This is a genomic window from Viridibacillus sp. FSL H8-0110, assembly GCF_038003565.1.
GTDB lineage: Bacteria > Bacillota > Bacilli > Bacillales_A > Planococcaceae > Viridibacillus > Viridibacillus arenosi.
The window spans coordinates 3,772,859-3,794,064 of sequence record NZ_JBBOPJ010000001.1 but is presented as its reverse complement, the minus strand read 5'-3'; the positions used below and the strand labels follow the sequence as shown (position 1 = coordinate 3,794,064).

The window sequence follows — 21,206 nt, the reverse complement described above, 5'->3', positions numbered from 1 at the left end:
GAGTGAATGTTTTGAAAAAAAGCCTAATCACAAGCTTAATTGCTACTTTCTTATTTTTAAATGCAGTTTTTCCCGCCTTAGCAGCTAGTAGTGTAACGATTACAGTAAATACTGATGCTTCACAATATACTTCGGGAGATAAGATAAATATATCGGGAGTGGTATTAAAGGACGGAAAAGCAGGAACGGGTACGGCTCCCCTTATGCAAGTAAAGAAAGGGAGTACAGTCGTTGAAACCTACCAATGGAAAGATTCTGAAATGGACGGAAACGGCAACATATTTAAAACTATATCTCCTAAGAAATACGAGAGTGGATCTTATACGATTCAAATTACTGCAAAGAATGCAACGCCTGCTTATTCAAATTTTGAATTAACAAATACAAATCCAGTTTCAAAAAAGAGCATAAGTGTGCAAAGTAATAAATCTAAATATGAAATTGGCGATAAGGTCCAACTAACTGGAAAAGTGACGCTTGATAATAAACCTGTCAGCAATGAGACTGTTGATATTATTATTGAAAGAGAAGGCGTAAAAGTAAATACAGAGAGTACGGTCAAAACAACTAAAGATGGGACATATAGCTTTAGTTTTGACTCTTCAAAATCTAAAGTAGGCATGTACACAGCTTCAGTTAGCCTGGCAGATAAAAGTATTACTGCAAAAACAAATGCTTTTGAACTGGTTTCATCAAAAACTACACCAGATCCAACACCAAAACCAGATCCAAATCCAACACCACCTGTAGTACCAACACCAAAACCAGATCCAGTTCCGACGATTCCGTTGGATCCAACACCTGTTCCTGACCCAACAGTGACTCCACATGCCCCAGAAGTCAATGTAGTAACATCTGAAAGTATGGAAATTAGAGGTACAGCGGATGCAGGTACAAAGGTAACAGTAACGGATAAAAATAATTTCTTTGCGCAAGCTGTTACTAAAGCCGATGGCACTTTTGCTATTTCATTGAATGTGAAGATTAAAGCAGGAACAGTTCTTTATGTAACGGCAAGCGCTTCTGATAAAGTTAGCTCGGAAACAACGATTATAGTCGAGGATAAAACACCCCCAAAGAAACCAATTGTCAAGACAGTCACTGACAAAGACCGTAAAGTAAAAGGAACGACAGAAGCTGAAGTGAAAGTAACTATCAAAGCTGGAGGGAAATATATCGGTACAGGTTATTCGGATAAAAACGGTGTATTTTCTATCAATATCAATTCTCAAAAAGCAGGTACTATCCTAACACTTAATGCAACAGATGATGTAGGAAATACAAGTGCCTCTCAGAAAATGACAGTAATAGACAAGACTGCACCAAAAACACCTTCAGTAAATTCATTGAGAACAACATCTACTAAGGTAACTGGGAAAGCTGAAGCTGGTTCAAAAGTCTATGTGAAAGCTGGCAATAAGATTATTGGATCAGCGACAGTATCAAAGAAAGGTACTTTCTCAGTCGCTATTAAAAAACAGAAAGTGAATACGAAGTTATCAATTTATTCAAAAGACAAGTCAGGTAATGTAGGCAAAGCAAAAGTGATTACTGTAAAAAAATAAGAAGAATGAAATATAGTGATTTGAAATGAAGAGGAATATCATGTGAAGTGAATTCTTAAGTGAAGATTTGCTAAGATAAATCCTTTAATCTCAATAATCAAAAATAATTGAGTTTTTGTTTAGTATTCAGTACCTTTTAAATACGTAGCTATAAAGGCAAAGGGTGAAGTTACCTAGTCTTTTATAGCTACGTTTTTTATTGAACGATTAAATACCTTCTTTCTTAAGTTTTAGTCCTTCTGCTAGTAAATCTAAAGAGCCAGCGATCTATGTGTAAATCGCTGGCTCTTTAAGTATTCTTTCACTTTTTTTAAAACTCACTTTATATTCAACTATTTTTATTTGATACTAGTATCCATTAAAATATGCAGCTAAATCCATCATATCGCGTGTACCAATCGCGATATCTGTTATATAACCTTTACCCGATTTATAGCTACGGAAGCCAATATAATAGACACCTGATTTATAAAGCTTGTTTTTGGTACCATATGTACGATTACCAACAGGATGACCAAAATACTTTATCATTTGTTTGTGCGTTAATTTACCAGAATAACTGTTAGAAATGTACTCGACATCATCAGTATTTTTAACTTTAAACGAGATTGAACCAGTATGTGGATTATATTGTTCAAATCCATACATAGTACCGCCTCTTTTAGCATTATAGACATTTACAGATTCGGCAATAATAGCTTTACCAGGTACCGTTTTCTTCAATTCTTTATAAGTCATACCGACATAGCCTTTATTACCAAGAAGTTTGCCTTTTTTTGCAGCACTTTTAAATGACTTGTTTACTTTAATGCTCTGCGCATGGGAATTAGTTGGTACTACAACTGCAATTATTGAAAAGAGCAGTACAAAAGCACATAGAAAACGCGTAAGAAATTTCATAGTTATCACTCCCTTTATTGTGAAATATATGTATTTTTTTATTTTATAATATTGGACTTCGAACGTCAAAAAAGGTATTTATTGGTCTTTGTATTTAAATAAAGCTATCGATTTCCGTATCATCATAACAGTTTGTTTTCTGTTAGTGTTTAGTTCCATTACTCAAGCAAATCCACATTAACATAGTGTATTGTGAAATGTCGTAGAATATTAATATTACATAACTATCATCAGTTTCAATATAATGGTAAAATAAATAATAAACTTACTAGTATAAGAGGGATACCATGAAGAAACTACGGATTTATGTATTGAGCCTTATTGCCTTATGCGTTTTCTTTACGACATCGGTTGCTTATGCAGCAGAACCACTGGATGAAGTGAAGCAGTTAGTGAAGAAATACTATTATCCAAATGTATCGGAATCAGTGTTAAATAGTACTTCAATCGGAGATTTAACAAAACAGCTTGATCCGTATTCCGTTTATATGACCAAAGAGGAATATAAGGATTTTACAAATTCGATTGATATGAAGTTAGTCGGAATCGGTGTAACGATTGAAGAACATACTAATGGATTGAAAATTATCTCGGCTATTAAAGGGGGGCCCGCAGCTAACGGGGGCATACTTGCAGGAGATATTATCAAGGCAGTCGATGGTAAGAATTTGGCGGGAGAAGCAGTTCAAACAACTATTGGGCTTATTACGGGAAAAGAAAATACCAAAGTAACTTTAACCATATATCGCTCAAAAACAAACAGTACATTTACGAAAACGTTAATCCGTAAAGTCATCAACATACCTAATGTTGAGACCGAAAAACTAGCGGGTAACATTGGGTACATACGTCTTAATAGTTATGCGGAGAATAGTAGCAAAGAAATTCAAAAGGCTATTAAATCAATGCCTGGTATGAAAGGCTGGATTTTTGACTTAAGAAGTAATGGCGGTGGTTACATTACTGCAGCTGAAGAAGTAATTGGTTTATTTCCAAAAGCACAAGTAGCTTATTTGTTTAAATATAAGGATAGTGAAACTTACTACACAGAGCCGATAAAGCAAAAGATTAGATGGAATGCACCCGTATCAATTACTATGGATGCCAACTCTGCGAGCGCTTCTGAAATGACAGTAGCATCACTAAAAGATCAAAAAGCAGCCAAATTATACGGACAAACAACATATGGTAAAGGTGTTATGCAGCAAGTATTTTCTTTAAAGGATGGTAGCCAGTTAAAACTAACCATCGGAGAATTCATGGGCCCAAACTACACCAAAATACAGAAAAAAGGTATCACCCCAAATGTTAAAACACCAGTTGGTAAAGAAATAGAATACAGCCATCGCGATTTCTTAAAACAACAAATGAAAGATTATAACAAGCTCTCAAGCATTAGCCAAAAAGCAACTCAGAAAACAATCACCATCAAAAGTAGTACGAAGATGAAATGGAGCACAATGGAAAATGCTAAAGTATCTTTACTGCAAATTGGTGGGAAACAACAATCTATTAAAGTTAAAAAAACATCAAACAAACAATTGAAGCTAATACCTAATGATAAGCTAAAACCTGGCACGAGATATTATGTTGTCTTAAAAAGCAAAACAAAAAAATCTCCAGGTGCCTTTGCCGAGATGAAGGTTGCAAACTAAGCCAACCTTAACCATTTTAAAATATGTAGTCGAAAAGACATGTGCTAAATATGGCCAGTCTTCTCTGACTACGTTTTTTTGTTGTAACAAACTATACATAATACTATTGAAAGTTCATATGGACTATTGTTACTAACTAATAAACAACATTAAAGCCTAACAGGGTAACTTTGAAAATCTGGATAAACAAATATTATTCTATTCTGATTAAATTCCAATCTAATTTAAACCTTGAACATGATTATATACACATTAGGCATTTTTGCATTCGCCAATTCATAAAATACCGTATTTGGTCAATGTTGATTGGTTGTATGCTTTCAAATAATGTGTAGTTGAAAAGTGGGGGATATTAGAATGGGAAAGTATAATTTGAGATTTATTAAACCGTTACTATCATTATCGTTAGGAGCGGCAATTATTACAGGTGCAGTAGTAGGTGGAGCTGAAGATGCCTCAGCGGCAACAAATTACAAAATTTCTAATGGAATATTAGTTTTTAAAGCTACTAAAAAAGTAGTAAAAGGCACGGTTACTTATAAAGGAAAAGTATATAAAAACGGAGAGTTATTCACTGGTACAAAAGGCAATACTTATTACAAAAAAGGAAAAAAGGCAACTGGTATATATAAAGAAAGATATTATTTAAAAGGTAAAATTTATTCAGGTATAGCAAGCGGGATTTACTATAAAAATGGAAAAAAGGCAACGGGCACATATAAAGGGACTTACTACTTAAAGGGTAAAGCCTATACAGGTTTAGTAGTAGACATATATTATTCAAATGGCAAAAAAGCAAATGGTACGTATGAAGGCGTATTTTACTTAAATGGGACGGCATTTACAGGACTTCACCCGAACACTGGATATTTATACATTAATGGTGCATTGAATACAGTACTTAGAATATTCGAGGGCGATTTGTACAATGGTGCAAGATTAAATGAAGGTGTGATCCAATACAATGGTTTATGGTACGCCGGAAAAAGAGTGGCAAACGGTACGATTACAATACCAGGTGGACAAATAATTATAGTAGATAACGGAAGACAAACGGGTACTATAAATTCAGGTCCAGGTAGTTATTATGCTGTCATAAACGAAGCGATAGCTAAATTAGAAGCTTTAAAATTTTATGAAGTGTACACAATTAATCATGTAACAAATTTAGTAGATGCTAGAAGGCAATATAACGAAGCAAAAGTTGCAGTTGATGTCGCAGTAGCGAGAGGAGCAGTAACGTCAGAATTTGGTGTAAATTATTGGAAATTAGCAGCGCAGTGGAGAGAAATTGACCGTTATGAAGGAAGAGATACGAAAGAAGTAGCGATTAATAAAGCAACATATGAATTAGCAAGACTTGAATATACGGCTGTTAATTCAATTCGTTCTGCAAGCAATTTAACAACGGCTAAATTACAATATGATGCAGCAAAAACAGCAGTAGATGCCGCAAGAGCGAAAGGTGCAGCAACTTCAGATTTTGGAACGAATTATTGGAAATTAGCAGATCAAAAAGTGGAGATTGACCGCTATGAAGCAAAAGAAGCGGCAATTACAAAAGCAACATATGAATTAGCAAGACTTGAATATACGGCTGTTAATTCAATTCGTTCTGCAAGCAATTTAACAACGGCTAAATTACAATATGATGCAGCAAAAACAGCAGTAGATGCCGCAAGAGCGAAAGGTGCAGCAACTTCAGATTTTGGAACGAATTATTGGAAATTAGCAGATCAAAAAGTGGAGATTGACCGCTATGAAGCAAAAGAAGCGGCAATTACAAAAGCAACATATGAATTAGCAAGACTTGAATATACGGCTGTTAATTCAATTCATTCTGCAAGCAATTTAACAACGGCTAAATTACAATATGATGCAGCAAAAACAGCAGTAGATGCCGCAAGAGCGAAAGGTGCAACAGTATCAGATTTCGGTTCGAACTATTCAAATTTAGAAGCGCAAGGAAAAGAAATTAATCGCTACGAAGAAGTGAAAAAAGCAGCGATTAAAGATGCAACAACAAAATTAGGAGCTCTCACATTCTTGACAAACAACTCAATTGATGATGCAACAAAGTTAGAAAAAGCAGAAACACAATATAATGCAGCAGACACAGCAGTAAAAGCAGCAATAGCAAAAGGTGCGACAGAAGCTGATTTTGCAAATCTTGCAAATTTAGCAGCGCAAAAAAACGAAATAAATCGCTATAAAGCAGAATCTGAAGTGACAGCAGCTGTAAAAGTTTTTCATGAAGCACATGCAAAAGCACTAGCATTAACTGTAGAAAATGTTGGGATTGAAAATGAAGCTGAAGTGAAAGCTGCGTTAGAAGCATATGGAAAGTTATCACAAGAAGCGCAAGCGAAACTATCTAATGAAAAAAAACGACTTGATGAATTAGACAAAAAAATAGAGGAATTAAGAGCAACTGAGAATAAAGCACAAGTAAACGCAGGAAAAATAATTACAACATTAGAAAATATTAATTGGGAAAATGCCGATAAAGATGTATTAGATCAATGTTCAACAGAAGTTAAGGATGCAGAGTTCTTCATAGATAAGATAAAAGATGTAGTAGTAAAAAAAGAATTACAAAAACGTTTAGATATAATAAAGAAAAAAATAGATGAAGGATATGCAAAAATAGATTGAACCATTCGAAAAGAAAATTAGTATTTGCTAACCTTAACTTTTTAACTGTTTTTCCAATCAAAAAGACTGATAGATGTTGTTAAAATAGAAAAATAGCCAATAAAACAACAGAAAATGGAGTTAAGTGTTTCATTCTGGATAACCTAGAGAAGAAGTAAAAAATAAAAATTTAATAATAAGGAAAAACACTTGAGGAGAAGAACAATTATGAAAGAATTCAAAATAACGTACTTCTTTGATGAAGAGCATTACATTAGAAGGTTTATCCATGTGGAATCTCAAGAAAAAGCGGAAGCACTAATTCAAAGTGAGAGAGAACAGTATGTAACGTTTACGGATAGTAGAGGTATCTATCATGAGTTACATACAAGTAATGTTCGGGTAATTCAAATTTCCGAATATCACAGAATCGACAAGAGTAAAAAAACGGTAAACTGACTTCAGCGATCCATACATTTCACTCATAATAATCTGTCCTTGAGGGAACATAAAGGCATACCAAAATGGAGGTGTCTTTATGGATAATAACAACGGGGGCAATTTTACGTCTGCTGGAACAGATATTGATGAAGTAAAAAGAAAAAATGCAGAGTTCGGTTTGTCTTACAATGAAATAAAAGCAGTGCTTGCAAAAACTGGCGGATTAGGTACGGCAAAGTATAGTGATACGAATAGTGAGGAAGTAAAAAGCAAAAATCAAAACCAGTTTCCAAATTAATTGTGAAACCATGATAGATTAAACAATAGGTACACTGAAATCCCTAATCTGTTTAGAGGTTAGGGATTTCAGGTTGTCGACAAAAGGCATTCAAAATGCTCACATCCTAAATGTCTTTTTTTATTTTATATATTTTGGTTATTTAAAATTCTCTATTATAGATAAAATACTGTTAGAGTATTAACTTTTATACCGTTTTTAGACTTTGCCAAGTCCGATTGGCGAATTTCTTTAAATTCATAGCAACAAAAGTAAGCATCTCCTGCATGGACACTTTTTTAGACCTTTAAGGTTATCCAGAGTATCCTCAATTTTCCCCGTAAGATGTTCTTAAAGTACTAGCGGATACAAAGCAATCATTTCAATTTAATCTCTTTTAATATTTGTTATTATTTTCTATAACATTAAAGATTTATTTATATTACATGTGTAGTTGATTGGAGCGAAGGTGGCGACTCCTGCGGGAAAAGCGGGACAGTCCAAGACCCTGCAGGAGCGTAGCGACGAAGCGACTTGGCGCCCGACCGCGGAAAGCGTCCACCGTAGCGGAAATCAACGGTCTTATCTATTTCTATACAACAAATAATGTACTTTATAAATTTATTATTCCAAGAGTATTTAAACTCTAATAGTAAGATGATTCATTTTTAAATATTTTCCCTTTAGCAAGAAAGCACAATAAAAAACGTAGCCATACATTTATATGGCCACGTATTTTTATAAAGTGTTAGTTACTTGAAAGTACCCAATGACCAGGATTAACCTCCTGCAAAGTACTTTGGCTGAAATCATAATTTTGTACTTCTACTGCTTCTTTTTTTAATTTCTTTGATTCAATAGAAGGGTCAGGAACGGGTACAGCAGCTAATAATGATTTCGTATACGGATGAATCGGGTTGCTATAAAGCTCTTCACTGTCTGCGAGTTCAATAATTTTCCCTGCATTCATCACGGCAACGCGGTCACTAATATGCTTTACCATCGACAAATCATGTGCGATAAACAAATACGTTAAGCCAAGCTTTGCTTGCAAATCCTTAAGTAAATCGACAACCTGAGCCTGAATAGAAACATCGAGTGCAGATAGTGGCTCATCACAAACGATAAATTTTGGATTAACAGCTAAAGCTCGCGCAATACCAATTCTTTGACGTTGCCCGCCAGAGAATTCATGTGGATAGCGCATCGCATGTTCTTTTTGTAAGCCAACTAGTTCTAACAATTCCTCTACACGTGCAAGTCGTTCAGCTTTTGTTTTACATAATTGATGAATATCCAAAGACTGACCTATAATATCCAACACCTTCATGCGCGGGTTCAAAGAGGCATAAGGGTCTTGGAAAATAATCTGAATCTCTTTGCGCAGCTGTTTCATTTCCTTCTTATTTAATCGATTAATAGCCATACCTTTGTATAAAATTTCCCCATGTGTAGCTTTTTGTAGCTGTAATAACAATCGCCCAGTAGTCGATTTTCCGGAACCAGATTCACCAACAAGACCTAATGTTTCTCCAGGTTGGATTGAAAAGCTAATGGAATCTACAGCTTTTAAAGTACGACCACTTCCAAGTGGAAATACCTGATTCAAATCTTGTACTTCAATCAGTGGTTTATCAGGGTTAATATCTGCTGGTAAATGTAGCTTCTCTTTAGGTTTTTTCTTTTCATCCATACGGGGAAGTGCATTCAATAACTTCTTGGTATATGGATGTTGAGGAGAAGCGAAAAGCTCCTCAGTCGTATTTGATTCAACAATTTGGCCTTCTTTCATAACGACGACACGGTCACACATACCGGCAACAACACCTAAATCATGTGTGATTAAAATAATTGAAGTACCAAATTGCTGTTGCATTTTTTTCATTAAGCGCAGTATTTGAGCTTGTATAGTTACATCTAGCGCAGTAGTTGGCTCATCAGCAATGAGTAGTTTTGGTTGGCAAGCGAGAGCCATAGCGATCATGGCACGTTGACGCATTCCCCCAGAAAATTCATGTGGATATTGATTGTAACGTTCTTCAGCATTTTTTATTCCTACAAGTTGCAGCATTTCAATTGATCTGTTTTTCGCTTCTTTAGAAGTAAGTTGCTGATGCTTTGTGAGGATTTCATCTATTTGCTTGCCAACTTTAATCGTTGGATTCAGAGATGTCATTGGATCTTGGAAGATCATGCTAATCTCTTTTCCGCGAACTGCTTCCATTTCGTGATCAGTAAAATTAGAAATCGTTTCTCCTGAGAATTCAATAGAGCCGTCAGTCATTAAAGCGGGTGGAGATGGAAGTAAACGCATAATGGATCGTGCAGTAACACTTTTTCCAGAACCAGATTCACCGACAATTCCTAAAGTCTCTCCTTTATGTAATTCAAAAGAAACTCCTTTAACCGCTTCAAAAACTTCGTGATTTGAGACAAATGAAATATGTAAGTTATCAACCTTTAAAATACTATCCATATAATAATTCCTCATTTACTGAAAATTTAAAATAATTATGTTGACTTCTAATACGATAAAATTTATACTTTGTTTCTAATAGTATACTAAATTACTAGGAATAATCAAGATTAAAGGAGTGATTTTTCTGAAAATAAAAAATGAACGGATAAAAGGCAGTTTAGAGAATGTTTATAGCAATCTAAGCTCTCTCCTTTTTTATAAGTACATAATATTTTTGTTAGGTTTACCAGTTCATATCGTCATGTGGTGCCTTTATAAAACAAAATATAAGAGCACGCAATATCAGCAAATGCTATTTGAGCATATGGAAAAGATAAAAAAATCTTCTACATATAGTGAACTGATTCATCGATATGAGGAACAATATCGAAGTAAAAAGCTATATTTCGATGAACCCATCCATCAACAAGAAATGCAGGAGGAAGCGACAAAGCTTGCAAATGAAAGTGTGTTGAAAATGGCGCAAGCTGAATTAGAAACAACTGATCAAAGCAATACAAATTATCAGCATTTCTTTGCAAAATGCTTACAAAATAGAAACTTTGTTATTGTGAGTTTTATACCAGGTATTCTTATGTATTTGTTCTTAATGATTTATGCTAGGCCGCTCGTTCGCTATATTTTCGAACGATTAGTGATGACTATTTTTGTAATTATATCGGTTACCATCTTTGTATTCTCTATTTTGCATTTTTCTCCTGCTGATCCAGCAGCAAATATTTTAGGAGAATCAGCAACAGCTGAGCAGCGAGCAGAGTTTGATCATAGATATGGGTTAGATCAATCGTACTGGGTGCAGTTATGGGATGCGACAAAAGGGATTCTGACGTTAGATTTAGGCTATTCCTATACAGGCAATGAAGATGTAATGGCAAGCATTGCAAACAAATTCCCTGTCACACTAACGATCGCGTTTTGGTCATTATTAATGGCTATAGTAATAGCGATTCCAGTTGGGATGATATCGGCAGCAAAGCCCAATTCATTTTGGGATTATAGCTTTATGTTTATCGCCTTAATTGGCTTATCTATTCCTAACTTTTGGCAAGGACTTGTGTTCATTTTGAACTTTTCTATAAAGTGGCACATATTACCAGCTACGTATTCTCCAGGTGATTGGTTATCAATCATAATGCCTGTAATTGTATTAGGGACAGGGTTAACAGCGTCTATTGCGAGAATGACTAGATCCTCCATTTTAGAAGTAGTGAACGAAGAGTATATTGTGACTGCGAAGGCGAAGGGCTTAAAGCCAAGTCGAGTATTTATCAACCATGCTTTACGTAATGCAATCATTCCTATTATTACAATTATCGGACTGCAATTTGGTGGCATGCTAGGCGGAGCAGCAGTAACAGAGAAAGTATTTAATATTAGTGGTTTAGGCAGTTATATCGTAGATAAACAATTCGTTCCAGATATTCCTTCTATATTAGGGGGAGTTGTCTACATTGCTATCACGATTTCGATTGTAAATTTAGCAGTTGATATTCTATATGCTTTCTTAAATCCAAGAATTCGATCGCAAATGAAAAATACTTAACGAGGTGTATGAAATGACAATACAACAGGATTTTGCTTTAAAACGATCGCAAGAGTATAAACATGCACTCTTTGTTTTAGTTATTTCAATTGCACTAGTACTTGTTTTTCTAGTGAATGCCTTTGATGTTACAGAGGGAACATGGAACAAAGTTTGGGGCTCTTTGACAATTGCTTATTTAGTAATAGCATGTTGGCAAACTATTATTCTAGTTTGTATGAAAAGAGATTTACTAAATACGGGGGATATTCAAAAAAGAACAAGGTTAATGAGTGCAGTAAACTTACTAACTATTTTAGTGGGAAACGTTTTTACGACAACCTTCGCCTTCCGAATGTTACGTCGCAAAGCTTCTATTGAATATACGCTTTCTTACTATATGTTGCTGACTCAATTGTTAATTGTTTCTGTGTCATTATTAAATCTATTTAAACCATATGTCTCAGATATGTTTTTACTTTCAATGGCTGTATTTATTTTATTAATCATCTTTGATGTCGTAGCTGTAGTGATCTTCGGCAAGCTGGATACGGACCGTCATATTAAACCTGCATTTAAATGGTTAGGTATTGCTTTAATCATTACAGGGTTTTCTGGAAATATATTTGGGTTTATTTTAGGGTATAGCGTGTTATTAAAAAGTACAAATCGAGATATGTCCACGATTGATAAGTGGAATAAGATCTGGTCTAAAATCACAAAGAATTTTACAGCAATGCTAGGCTTACTATTTGTAATTTTCACATTTGCTATTTCAATTGCTAGCTACGGTACATTTGTTTATGAATTTGCTGTAGAAAACAATTATGAATCTATGTTATTAGAGCCAAGTTTAGCTAATCCATTTGGCACGGATAATTTCGGGCGAGATGTATTTTCCCGAATTATTTATGGCGCACGTATTTCATTAATTGTTGGTGTAGTATCAACACTTATTCCATTAGTTATTGGTGGATTCCTAGGTGCTGTTGCTGGCTATTACAACAAGTCAATTGATAACGTCATCATGCGTATTTTAGACGTTCTGTATGCGGTTCCTGGTATCTTACTAGCGATTGCTATTATTGCCGCATTTGGTGCAAATACAGTCAATTTAATCATCGCCTTAAGTGTAGGATCCATTCCTACCTATGCAAGAACAATGCGTGCAAATGTCATGATGGTATCCAATTTAGAGTTTGTAGAGGCTGCAAAGGCATTAGGGGAAGAAGATTGGAAAATCATCTTTAAACAAGTAGTACCCAATTCATTTGCACCGATGATTGTCAAAGCAACCCTAACTATAGGGGGAGCAGTGATTGCTACAAGCAGTCTAAGCTTTTTAGGTTTAGGCGTGGAACCACATATTCCAGAGTGGGGCAATATTTTAAAAGTAGGAAGCATGTATCTTGAAACCAACCCCTATTTAGCGATTTTCCCAGGGATAGCCATTATTTTATTAGTACTTTCCTTTAACTTCTTAGGGGACGGGTTAAGAGATGCTTTAGATCCAAAATTGGATTGATAAATATTATGTATGGAGGAATTTAAATGAAAAAGAAATTAGTACTTTTTTTAGCGGCAGTAGTACTCGTTTTAGCAGGATGTGTTAATACAAAATCCGATGTTAAAAAAGATGAATCAAAACCATCTTCAGAGACAAAAAATACGTCTATTGAAATTTTAGGCATGAGCACAGGTGAAGATGATTTAAATATTTTGCGTGACCAACTTACAAAGAATGGATTTAATGTGAAGTTAAACATTCAACCTGATTACGGTAGTTTCACTGCGCAAAAAGATGCCGGCAACTACGATTTAGCGTTAACTGGCTGGACAACTGTAACAGGTAACCCTGATTACGCTGTTCGTTCATTATTTACCTCTGACGGTGACAATACTTTATTTGCCGATGAAGAAGCAGATAAATTAGTAGAGAAAGCAAGTACGCAATTAAAAGAAGAATACACACAAACATATAAAGAATTAGAACAGTTAGTAGTGTTCGATAAAGCTTATATTGCCCCACTTTATACTTCATATAAAGCACAAGGCGTTAACAACCAAGTAATTGATGAAAAAACTTTACGCTTACCAAAATCTAGAGCAGCAGTTTGGGAAGCAATATCATTCAAAGATAAGGCTAAAAACGCATCACAACCTTTACTTGCTCAACAAGGAATCAGTGCATTAACTTCGTTAGATCCGATTAAAGGAAATGACGGTTCTATCAATACATTAAATACAAATATGTATGTACGCTTGGTGAATTTAACGGATGATGATGAAGTTGTATCAGATGGCTCATTGTCATTAAATCACGCGATTGCAGATGGCAGTAAAGATTATTACTTCTTATTACGTGATGACATTCAATTCGCATCAGTTAAAGACAAAAAAGCAGTTGACTCAGGTGAGCGCGTTGGAGCAGAGGATGTAAAATTCTCACTTGATCGTGCTAAAGATAAAAACTCAGTACCTGACCACCGTACGTATAGTCTTCATGAAAGCATGAAAGACATTTCTATCGTAAGCGACTTAAAAGAATTAGATGTAAAAACAACAGATGGTCAATCGACTGTTCGTGAACAATTAGAAAAAGGTTTAGATAAAAAGATTTCAACATTAGTAAGAGATAAAACAAAAGCAAATAACGGCTCTGGCGCATATCAAATTGTTAAAGTAACGACTGAAAAGCCATTCCCACAAGTACTAAATTACTTAGCACATCAATCTGCTGGTATCGTTTCTAAGAAACAAGTTGAAAGTATTAACACGTATGATGTAGCAAAATATGATGTTAACAAAGATATCGCGTATGGTGATCAAAAAACAATCACTGAAGGAAAAGACTACAATAATGCTCTTTATGCAAGCGGACCTTACATCTTAGTTTCTAAAAATGATTACGAAGCGAAATTTGTGAAAAACCCTGCTTACATGAAAGGCACAGAATATGAACCTAAAATTTCAACAATAACAGTGAAATTTATTCAAGATCCAGAAAGCGCATTGTCTGCATTACGTAACGGTGAAATTCATATTTTAAATGGCGTTCCAGAAAGTAAATACGATATCGTGAAGAAAGACGACAAACTTACATTGCAACAAAACAAGAGTAATGGTGTCGCATATCTTGCTTTTAATATGAAAGACCGTGATGTGTCTAAGAGTGTAGCATTACGCCAATCAATCTTGTATTCGATTAATCAAGAAGAAATTAAAAACTTCTACCAAGGCAACAAAATGAACGCTGTTTCAACGTTGAGCCCTCTTGTAGAAACTGGTTTAAAACTAGAGGCAGATAACAACAAAGCAAAAGAATTATTAAAAGAATACCAAAGTGAGAAGTAACAATTTCACTTAACAAATCATCCCCTAATCTTTTTGGTTAGGGGATTTTAAATTTGTCTTCAATAGTATATTGATATAAATATTAGTAAAATGCTTGAAAGATAAAATTGGCATCACATTTATATGATTTTTATACAATCTAACATCAATCCTGAATTTAAAACCCATGAATTTTTAAAAATACCTTTATTATACTATTATTGGGTATTTTGATATACTATTCCTAATGGAAAGTAGTGTGTGATATCTATTAAGGAGGATTTTAGAAATGGGGAAATTTAGATTAAAGTTCGTTAAGCCTGTAGCTTCTTTCGCTATCGGAGCCGCGATATTAACAGGATCATTTGCAGTAACGGAAGATACCAATACAGCGTTCGCTAAATCTGCGACTGTCACAATTACAAAAGGTAAATTAGTTTCAGTGAACACAGGTAAAGCTGTTAAAGGTTATAAATCTTTCAAAGGTGTATTATACAAAGACGGTAAAAAATTTACGGGACTTTATAAAAAAACGTATTACAAAGCAGGGATAAAAGGAACAGGTCTCTATAAAAACGTATATTACAATGCAGGGAAAAAAGGGAATGGATTATTCGGAAAGAAATTATATCAAAATGGTAAAGAATTCACAGGCATTGAAAGCGCTTCTGGAAAACTGTATGTAAAAGGTACTGTGGCAAATGGTGTAGTTCTTTATCAAGGTACTAAAAAACTATATAAAAACGGATTTGTCGTTTCAACTACAGTTAATGCAGTGAAAGTGATTAATAACACAACGATTGAAGTCACATTTGAAAATGCACAAAAGGTTAGCGAAATTACTGCTGGACGTTTTGTCATTGAAGGTTTAATCGTGACAAACGCTGCGATTAAAGCAACTGATGACAAAGTGGTTGTATTAACAACATCCGCACAACAAGCTGGCAGAAAGTATACAGTAGCACTTGATGGCGTTAAACAACCAGAATTTGTAGGAGTCTCTGCAGTAATGCCAACAAAGGTTTCACTAAAAAATGCTTCCCTTCAAGGAATTTTAGGTGCTCAAGTAACAGTTGAGGCACAAGTAGACGTAGAGAATGGTCAGTCAAAATCTTATATTCCAGTAACTTTTACTATTGGAAATGCAGCGGATACAAGTAAAAAAACAACTGTCGAAGTTCTGACAGACGAAAATGGTGTAGCCAAATATAGTTACATACAGCATGTCTTTACTCAAGATTCTGTATATGCATATTCATCGGTAAACTCTGGCGTGAAATCATCCGAAACAAAAGTCTATTGGGGTGACTCTGAACGTTTAAGAATTACGGATGTGACAAAGGAATCTACAGTAGCCAATAATTCTAAAAAAGTATATAAAGTGAACGTCAATCCAGTAGATGTATCAAGTGATACAAAAGGTAAATACGTCAATGTTACATTTGCCGAAAACTTGAATGTAACATCAGATAAGATTAATCGCAAAGCACAGATTGTAGAGAGTAATAAGACAACACCTTATCAAACTGCAACGACTCAAGCGGGAGCAAAAGTGTATGTTAATGCTAAAGGTGAAGGAACTTTTACAATTACAGGTGCTAGTACATCTGTAACACCGATAGTATTTGCGAATGGTAATGATTCGTTAGAAAGATTAGATGCGGCAGAACTACAAGCAAAAGGATCAACAGTTAAGTTTGACATTAAGCATTCGATGATCTTAAATGTTGAAGCGCTTGGAACAGAGAATGCTTCAAACGTTTCGACAGTCAAAAATGTTGTAGTTGGTAATACATATGCGGCAAACTTTGGTGGCCGCCAATATGTAGCAACGATAACGGACTTAGCAGGCAATAAAGCACCCGCTAAAATTCCTGTTAAAGTAGCATTAAAAGGCGACGCAGAAACAGCTTATATTTTCCAAGACAATAAACTAATAACGCCAGATAGATACGGTAATTACACATTAGTAACGGATAAAAAAGGTACTGTAGCATTTACAGTAATTAATAGAAAAGTAGATTCTTATATTATTCCAACAGTATTTATCGATAATGCTTCAAATGCGGGAACTGGCCAACTAGATGATGGTGATTTACAACAAACAGCACCACTTACTTACTTTAACGAAGCAATTGTAAGCATAGCTAGTATGAAATTCGTCAATGCAAATGGTGAGGATGTAACTTCAATTTCAGCGGAAATGCCAGTGACACTAAATTATCAAACTGTAGATCAAAACGGCCTACCATATGCACCTAAAGTCGGCAGTACAGTTACGTTTGAATTTAAGTCAACATTTGCTACGGTGATCCTATCAAACGGTATAAATAAAGTTATTACGCCTGGAAGTGCAGATAACAGTCAATTATTAACAATGGGGAACAACGGAAGCATCACATTTACGCTTAAATCAAATCTTGCAGATGTGGTGAATATCGAAGCGATTTCTTCGGATAGTCTCATTGTACCTGCTACGGCTACTTTAAATGTTTTAGATCTAGCAACTGCTTTTGAAAGAGCCAATAGTGTAACAGATATAGATGGTATGCTTGCTGCTTTATACGAAATGGATTCTTTAAATGTGAAATTATCAAGACTGAGTGTTACGAATAGAACTGCAGTTGCAAAATTCGTACTAGAAAAGCGCCCAGCCGGAGCAGGCTACGCTAATCAATCAGATTTAGAAAAAGAATTCAATGTAAAATACAATGAATTAAAATAATCAATCAACTACAAGCAAGCCCTTCAAACTAAGGTTTGGAGGGTTTTATTTTCAGGCAATTAAAATCATAACGGAACAATAACATTATGCCTACTTTATATAGCGAAACTAAAAAAATATATATATTGAATAGTTATTTTTTACTATTTATGATAAATTAAGAGAGGGGATAAAATTTCTAAAAAGGAGATGGGAGAAGTGAAGTACTATTATCAAGGGGAAGAAATAATCGATTTTAGTGAAATAACAGTCCATATAATTGAGGCAGATCGAAATGAGCAGAGAATGATATATTTAGTTCGAAAATTATTTCAATTCCCGGTAATATTTATTGTTGATGACACTATGAAGACCAATTCTACTTTTGATATGGAAACAACTGAAACGAGACTTCAACGAAAAGACTTACATATGCATATGAAAGAATGGAAAGGGTTTAAAACCCACCATCATTTTATTACAAGACGAAGAAAAAGCGAAAAGTAGGACAAACATTCAATCTACTTGTGTGGAAATGATAAGTTTCCATTATTAAAATTATACGATTACTAATACATAAACTGACTGCAAGAATAATAAGGCTATGTAATTAGTGAAAAAGAATGTAAAAAAAATAGAATCATTAAAAAGTAAACCTCCACATACTCTATTAGGGGGTTTTTTGCTTTTTAAATGAATGTTTATCGAATATGGTAAGTGGTATATAAAAGTTGTTTATACAGTATTCGGGATATATATAGGTATTTATAAATCTGATAGTTTTTTGTTCGTGATAATTTATAATGATAAAAAAACAAGAGTTAAAACAAACTTGAGGAAGAAGTAGCGGTATATACAGATGATAAAATGATATACCTAGGTGATTATGAAGTAAAAGGTTTAGATGGATATAAAGTAGAACGTGTTGGACAACAATATAACTAATTTGGACACAACATCCAAATGGTCCCCATAATTTCGGTTTAGGGGACTTTTTTGTTGAGGATAATTTTTCTTTGAATAGTTTTTTCCTTATTAAGTTATTGAAATTAGGAGTTCCTTAACCGGACAGTAACAATAGTTAGGTCATATTCATAAAATATGACTAAAGAAATAGTTGAATGTATATAACCATACAGCTATTTCACCATTAGCGAGTATAATTTAGGAGTGTGCGTATGACAGCAATAACCGGCAAACAATATATTGACCGAATTAACAAGCTGAAAACAAATGTTTGGGTTGATGGTAAGCAAGTGACAGGTAATATTTCCGAGCACCCTGCTTTCAAGGGAATCATGAAAAGTCAGGCGTCATTATATGAGATGCAACATGATAATTTATTAAAAAGTATCCTCACATATCCATCACCATCTACTGGAAACCCAGTAGGTCTGTCTTATCTACAACCTAAAACGAAAGCGGATTTAGCTAAAAGACGAGAAATGATTCAACAATGGGCAAAATCAAATAATGGAATGATGGGCAGAAGTCCAGATTATATGAATACAACGTTAATGGCGTTTGCATCATCTGCTCAATTTTTAGAAGGGAAAGAAAACTGCTTTCCTGAAAATTTAAGAGGGTTCTATGAGTATGCACGAGAAAATGATATATCGATAACACATACATTTGTGGACCCTCAGGTAAATAGAGGGCAATATTATTTGGAGGCTACAACAGAGCCTATTGCTGCAAGAGTAATAGATAGTAACGATGAAGGTATTATTGTAAAAGGTGCACGGTTGCTAGCAACACAGGGTGGCATTACTGAAGAATTATTAGTGATGTCGGCTGCTGGAATATTGGAGGAGGAAAAGGGGTTTGCCTTTTCGATACCAAGTAACACTAAAGGATTGAAATTTCTATGCAGAGAGTCTTTTGTTGGGGGAGATTCAACATTTAATTACCCATTAAGTTCTCGTTATGATGAAATGGATACGATTGTGGTATTTGATAATGTATTAGTTCCTTGGGAGCGCGTTTTTTATTATAACAATTTGGATGTTTCCAATAACTTTATGATGGCTAGTGCTTTCCAACCTTTCGCATTGCATCAAGTAGCATGTAGACAGATTATAAAAACTGAATTTGTTTTGGGAGTAGTACAATCAATTATCGATACCATTAATATCGGTGAATACCTACATGTTCAAGAAAAGGCTTCTGAAATTATTGTTGCATTGGAAACAATGAAAGCACTGGTCATGAAGTCAGAAGCAGAAGCCAAGTTGGATGAATCGGGCGTTATGAGACCAGATCGTACAACGTTACAAATATCTATAAATGTATTTCCTAAGGTCTATCCGAGATTTGCTGAAATCATTCAAATCTTGGGAGCAAGCGGGTTAATGTCAATCCCAACTGAAAATTCATTCCAATCAAGTATAAGAAAAGATTTAGATCAATATTTGCAATCGAAGGCTGACACTGCAGAAAATCGCGTTAAAATATTCCGTCTAGCTTGGGATATGACTATGAGCTCTTTCGGCACACGACAAACACTATATGAAAGACTGTTCTTTGGTGATCCCGTTAGGCTCTCTAGTCAGTTATATTTTACGTATGATAAGAATCCATATGTACAAAGAGTACAGGAAGTATTGAATTCTAATACCAATCAGCTAAATAATCTTTAATGTACGAATAGTCCCAATAGTAATAACGAAAATCTCCTCATCATTAGATAAGGGGATTTTTTCACGTCATAATTCAACTCATTTAGAGGATACTACACGTACATTAATTCGAAGAAAAAAGGGGAGTGGTGATATGAATCAGTATTTGTCCAAAAGCAAAAGATTGATGTTTCAGTACATAGCAGTGCTGATCATTCTGACTTTAATAAGTTGCTCCTCTTTCCACACGAAAACTGCTGCAAGTAGTGAGACAACATTATTAGATATGACGATTTTTCAAATTGGGAAAGCGGACAGCATGCTTTTAATGTCCGGTGGCAAAACGATATTGATTGATACTGGAGAAGACAAGCATGGTAAAAAAATTGTCGCGTATTTAGAAAAGCATAATATAGAAAAAATTGACTACCTCATTTTGACTCATTTTGATAAAGATCATGTTGGTGGGGCAGATACAATCATCAATAGTGTAGACGTCCAAGAAATTATTACGCCTAATTATAAGCGTAGCAGTATACAGTATCTAGAGTACAAACATGCCATTACAGCAAATCACATCACTCCTAAAGCTTTAACCTCTACGTATTCCTTTACAGCCGGTACCGCTGAATTCACAGTATACCCACCTCAAAAAAGTAAATACAAAATAGAAAATGATTATTCACTTATAGTAAGCGTACAGCATGGAAGCAACAGCTTTTTATTAACAGCAGATGCAGAAGAAGAACGCATGGATGAAATAATGAAACATAGCGTAGTTGAGCATACATTTTTAAAAGTCCCACATCATGGGAAATTTGAAGATAATACATTGGAATTTTACAGCATGGTGAATCCAAAATTCGCTGTCATCACCAGTGGAAGGAAAAGAGCTAAAACAGTTAGCGCCTTGGAGAAATTAGGAACGAAAGTTTTTGTCACAAGAAACGGAACCGTATATGTTAAAAGTGATGGTACTTCGATTAGTATGCAACAATAACAAGGACTTAAAACTTAATCTATGTGCTTCACATAAAAAAACCTCAGCTCTCCAGAGTTTAGGTTTTTTTTACTCGTT

General features: G+C 34.8%; 14 protein-coding genes. 12 read left to right on the top strand and 2 right to left on the bottom strand.

All coding sequences use genetic code 11. The annotated features are described in order from the left end of the window. The first annotated feature begins 11 nt into the window (after positions 1-11). On the top strand, positions 12-1,565 hold the full coding sequence (locus MHH98_RS18895) for an Ig-like domain-containing protein (RefSeq protein WP_340711609.1): 1,554 nt from the start codon (positions 12-14) through the stop codon (positions 1,563-1,565). Between the two features lie 348 nt (positions 1,566-1,913). Here the strand turns inward: MHH98_RS18895 and MHH98_RS18890 are convergent, their stop codons facing one another. Further along, complete coding sequence (locus MHH98_RS18890; protein ID WP_076034153.1) at positions 1,914-2,465, bottom strand: hypothetical protein; 552 nt, start codon at positions 2,463-2,465, stop codon at positions 1,914-1,916. A 287-nt stretch (positions 2,466-2,752) separates the two neighbouring features. Here MHH98_RS18890 and MHH98_RS18885 point away from each other — a divergent pair, with 287 nt between their 5' ends. The 4 genes from MHH98_RS18885 to MHH98_RS18870 all read left to right on the top strand — a co-directional run bounded on the left by MHH98_RS18885 (position 2,753) and on the right by MHH98_RS18870 (position 7,493). Next, on the top strand, positions 2,753-4,120 hold the full coding sequence (locus MHH98_RS18885; protein WP_340709318.1) for a S41 family peptidase: 1,368 nt from the start codon (positions 2,753-2,755) through the stop codon (positions 4,118-4,120). A gap of 357 nt (positions 4,121-4,477) precedes the next feature. Continuing rightward, the gene (locus MHH98_RS18880) at positions 4,478-6,775 is read left to right on the top strand and encodes a hypothetical protein (RefSeq protein WP_340713393.1); all 2,298 of its coding nucleotides are present in this window, start codon (positions 4,478-4,480) and stop codon (positions 6,773-6,775) included. Positions 6,776-6,982: 207 nt separating this feature from the next. Beyond that, positions 6,983-7,213 carry a hypothetical protein gene (locus MHH98_RS18875; protein ID WP_038179850.1) on the top strand — a complete coding sequence of 77 codons (231 nt, stop codon included), beginning with the start codon at positions 6,983-6,985 and terminating at the stop codon, positions 7,211-7,213. A gap of 79 nt (positions 7,214-7,292) precedes the next feature. Then, entirely contained in the window at positions 7,293-7,493 is a 201-nt protein-coding gene (locus MHH98_RS18870; RefSeq protein WP_038179848.1) for a hypothetical protein, read from the top strand. A gap of 727 nt (positions 7,494-8,220) precedes the next feature. On the opposite strand, the gene MHH98_RS18865 is transcribed toward MHH98_RS18870, so the two are convergent. Next, the gene (locus MHH98_RS18865) at positions 8,221-9,948 is read right to left on the bottom strand and encodes an ABC transporter ATP-binding protein (RefSeq protein ID WP_076065597.1); all 1,728 of its coding nucleotides are present in this window, start codon (positions 9,946-9,948) and stop codon (positions 8,221-8,223) included. Between the two features lie 307 nt (positions 9,949-10,255). Here MHH98_RS18865 and MHH98_RS18860 point away from each other — a divergent pair, with 307 nt between their 5' ends. The 7 genes from MHH98_RS18860 to MHH98_RS18830 all read left to right on the top strand — a co-directional run bounded on the left by MHH98_RS18860 (position 10,256) and on the right by MHH98_RS18830 (position 21,128). Further along, on the top strand, positions 10,256-11,494 hold the full coding sequence (locus MHH98_RS18860; RefSeq protein ID WP_235175676.1) for an ABC transporter permease: 1,239 nt from the start codon (positions 10,256-10,258) through the stop codon (positions 11,492-11,494). Positions 11,495-11,507: 13 nt separating this feature from the next. Beyond that, positions 11,508-12,998, top strand: a complete 1,491-nt coding sequence (locus tag MHH98_RS18855; protein WP_340711607.1) for an ABC transporter permease — start codon at positions 11,508-11,510, stop codon at positions 12,996-12,998. A gap of 26 nt (positions 12,999-13,024) precedes the next feature. Continuing rightward, complete coding sequence (locus tag MHH98_RS18850; protein ID WP_038179838.1) at positions 13,025-14,827, top strand: ABC transporter substrate-binding protein; 1,803 nt, start codon at positions 13,025-13,027, stop codon at positions 14,825-14,827. A 268-nt stretch (positions 14,828-15,095) separates the two neighbouring features. Continuing rightward, on the top strand, positions 15,096-17,531 hold the full coding sequence (locus MHH98_RS18845; RefSeq protein WP_076034145.1) for a hypothetical protein: 2,436 nt from the start codon (positions 15,096-15,098) through the stop codon (positions 17,529-17,531). A 198-nt stretch (positions 17,532-17,729) separates the two neighbouring features. Then, positions 17,730-18,017: a hypothetical protein gene (locus MHH98_RS18840; RefSeq protein WP_038179828.1), complete on the top strand. Its 288-nt coding sequence runs from the start codon at positions 17,730-17,732 to the stop codon at positions 18,015-18,017. 671 nt (positions 18,018-18,688) lie between these two features. Further along, complete coding sequence (hpaB, locus tag MHH98_RS18835) at positions 18,689-20,149, top strand: 4-hydroxyphenylacetate 3-monooxygenase, oxygenase component (protein WP_038179826.1); 1,461 nt, start codon at positions 18,689-18,691, stop codon at positions 20,147-20,149. 133 nt (positions 20,150-20,282) lie between these two features. Next, positions 20,283-21,128, top strand: coding sequence for a ComEC/Rec2 family competence protein (locus MHH98_RS18830; RefSeq protein ID WP_051448567.1), 846 nt, complete (start codon positions 20,283-20,285; stop codon positions 21,126-21,128). Positions 21,129-21,206 lie beyond the last annotated feature (78 nt).

Coding starts and splice junctions, on each gene's coding strand:
- MHH98_RS18890 (WP_076034153.1), bottom strand. CDS start 2,465: ATGAAATTTCTTACGCGTTTTCTATGTGCTTTTGTACTGCTCTTTTCA.
- MHH98_RS18885 (WP_340709318.1), top strand. CDS start 2,753: ATGAAGAAACTACGGATTTATGTATTGAGCCTTATTGCCTTATGCGTT.
- MHH98_RS18880 (WP_340713393.1), top strand. CDS start 4,478: ATGGGAAAGTATAATTTGAGATTTATTAAACCGTTACTATCATTATCG.
- MHH98_RS18875 (WP_038179850.1), top strand. CDS start 6,983: ATGAAAGAATTCAAAATAACGTACTTCTTTGATGAAGAGCATTACATT.
- MHH98_RS18870 (WP_038179848.1), top strand. CDS start 7,293: ATGGATAATAACAACGGGGGCAATTTTACGTCTGCTGGAACAGATATT.
- MHH98_RS18865 (WP_076065597.1), bottom strand. CDS start 9,948: ATGGATAGTATTTTAAAGGTTGATAACTTACATATTTCATTTGTCTCA.
- MHH98_RS18860 (WP_235175676.1), top strand. CDS start 10,256: ATGGAAAAGATAAAAAAATCTTCTACATATAGTGAACTGATTCATCGA.
- MHH98_RS18855 (WP_340711607.1), top strand. CDS start 11,508: ATGACAATACAACAGGATTTTGCTTTAAAACGATCGCAAGAGTATAAA.
- MHH98_RS18850 (WP_038179838.1), top strand. CDS start 13,025: ATGAAAAAGAAATTAGTACTTTTTTTAGCGGCAGTAGTACTCGTTTTA.
- MHH98_RS18845 (WP_076034145.1), top strand. CDS start 15,096: ATGGGGAAATTTAGATTAAAGTTCGTTAAGCCTGTAGCTTCTTTCGCT.
- hpaB (WP_038179826.1), top strand. CDS start 18,689: ATGACAGCAATAACCGGCAAACAATATATTGACCGAATTAACAAGCTG.
- MHH98_RS18830 (WP_051448567.1), top strand. CDS start 20,283: ATGAATCAGTATTTGTCCAAAAGCAAAAGATTGATGTTTCAGTACATA.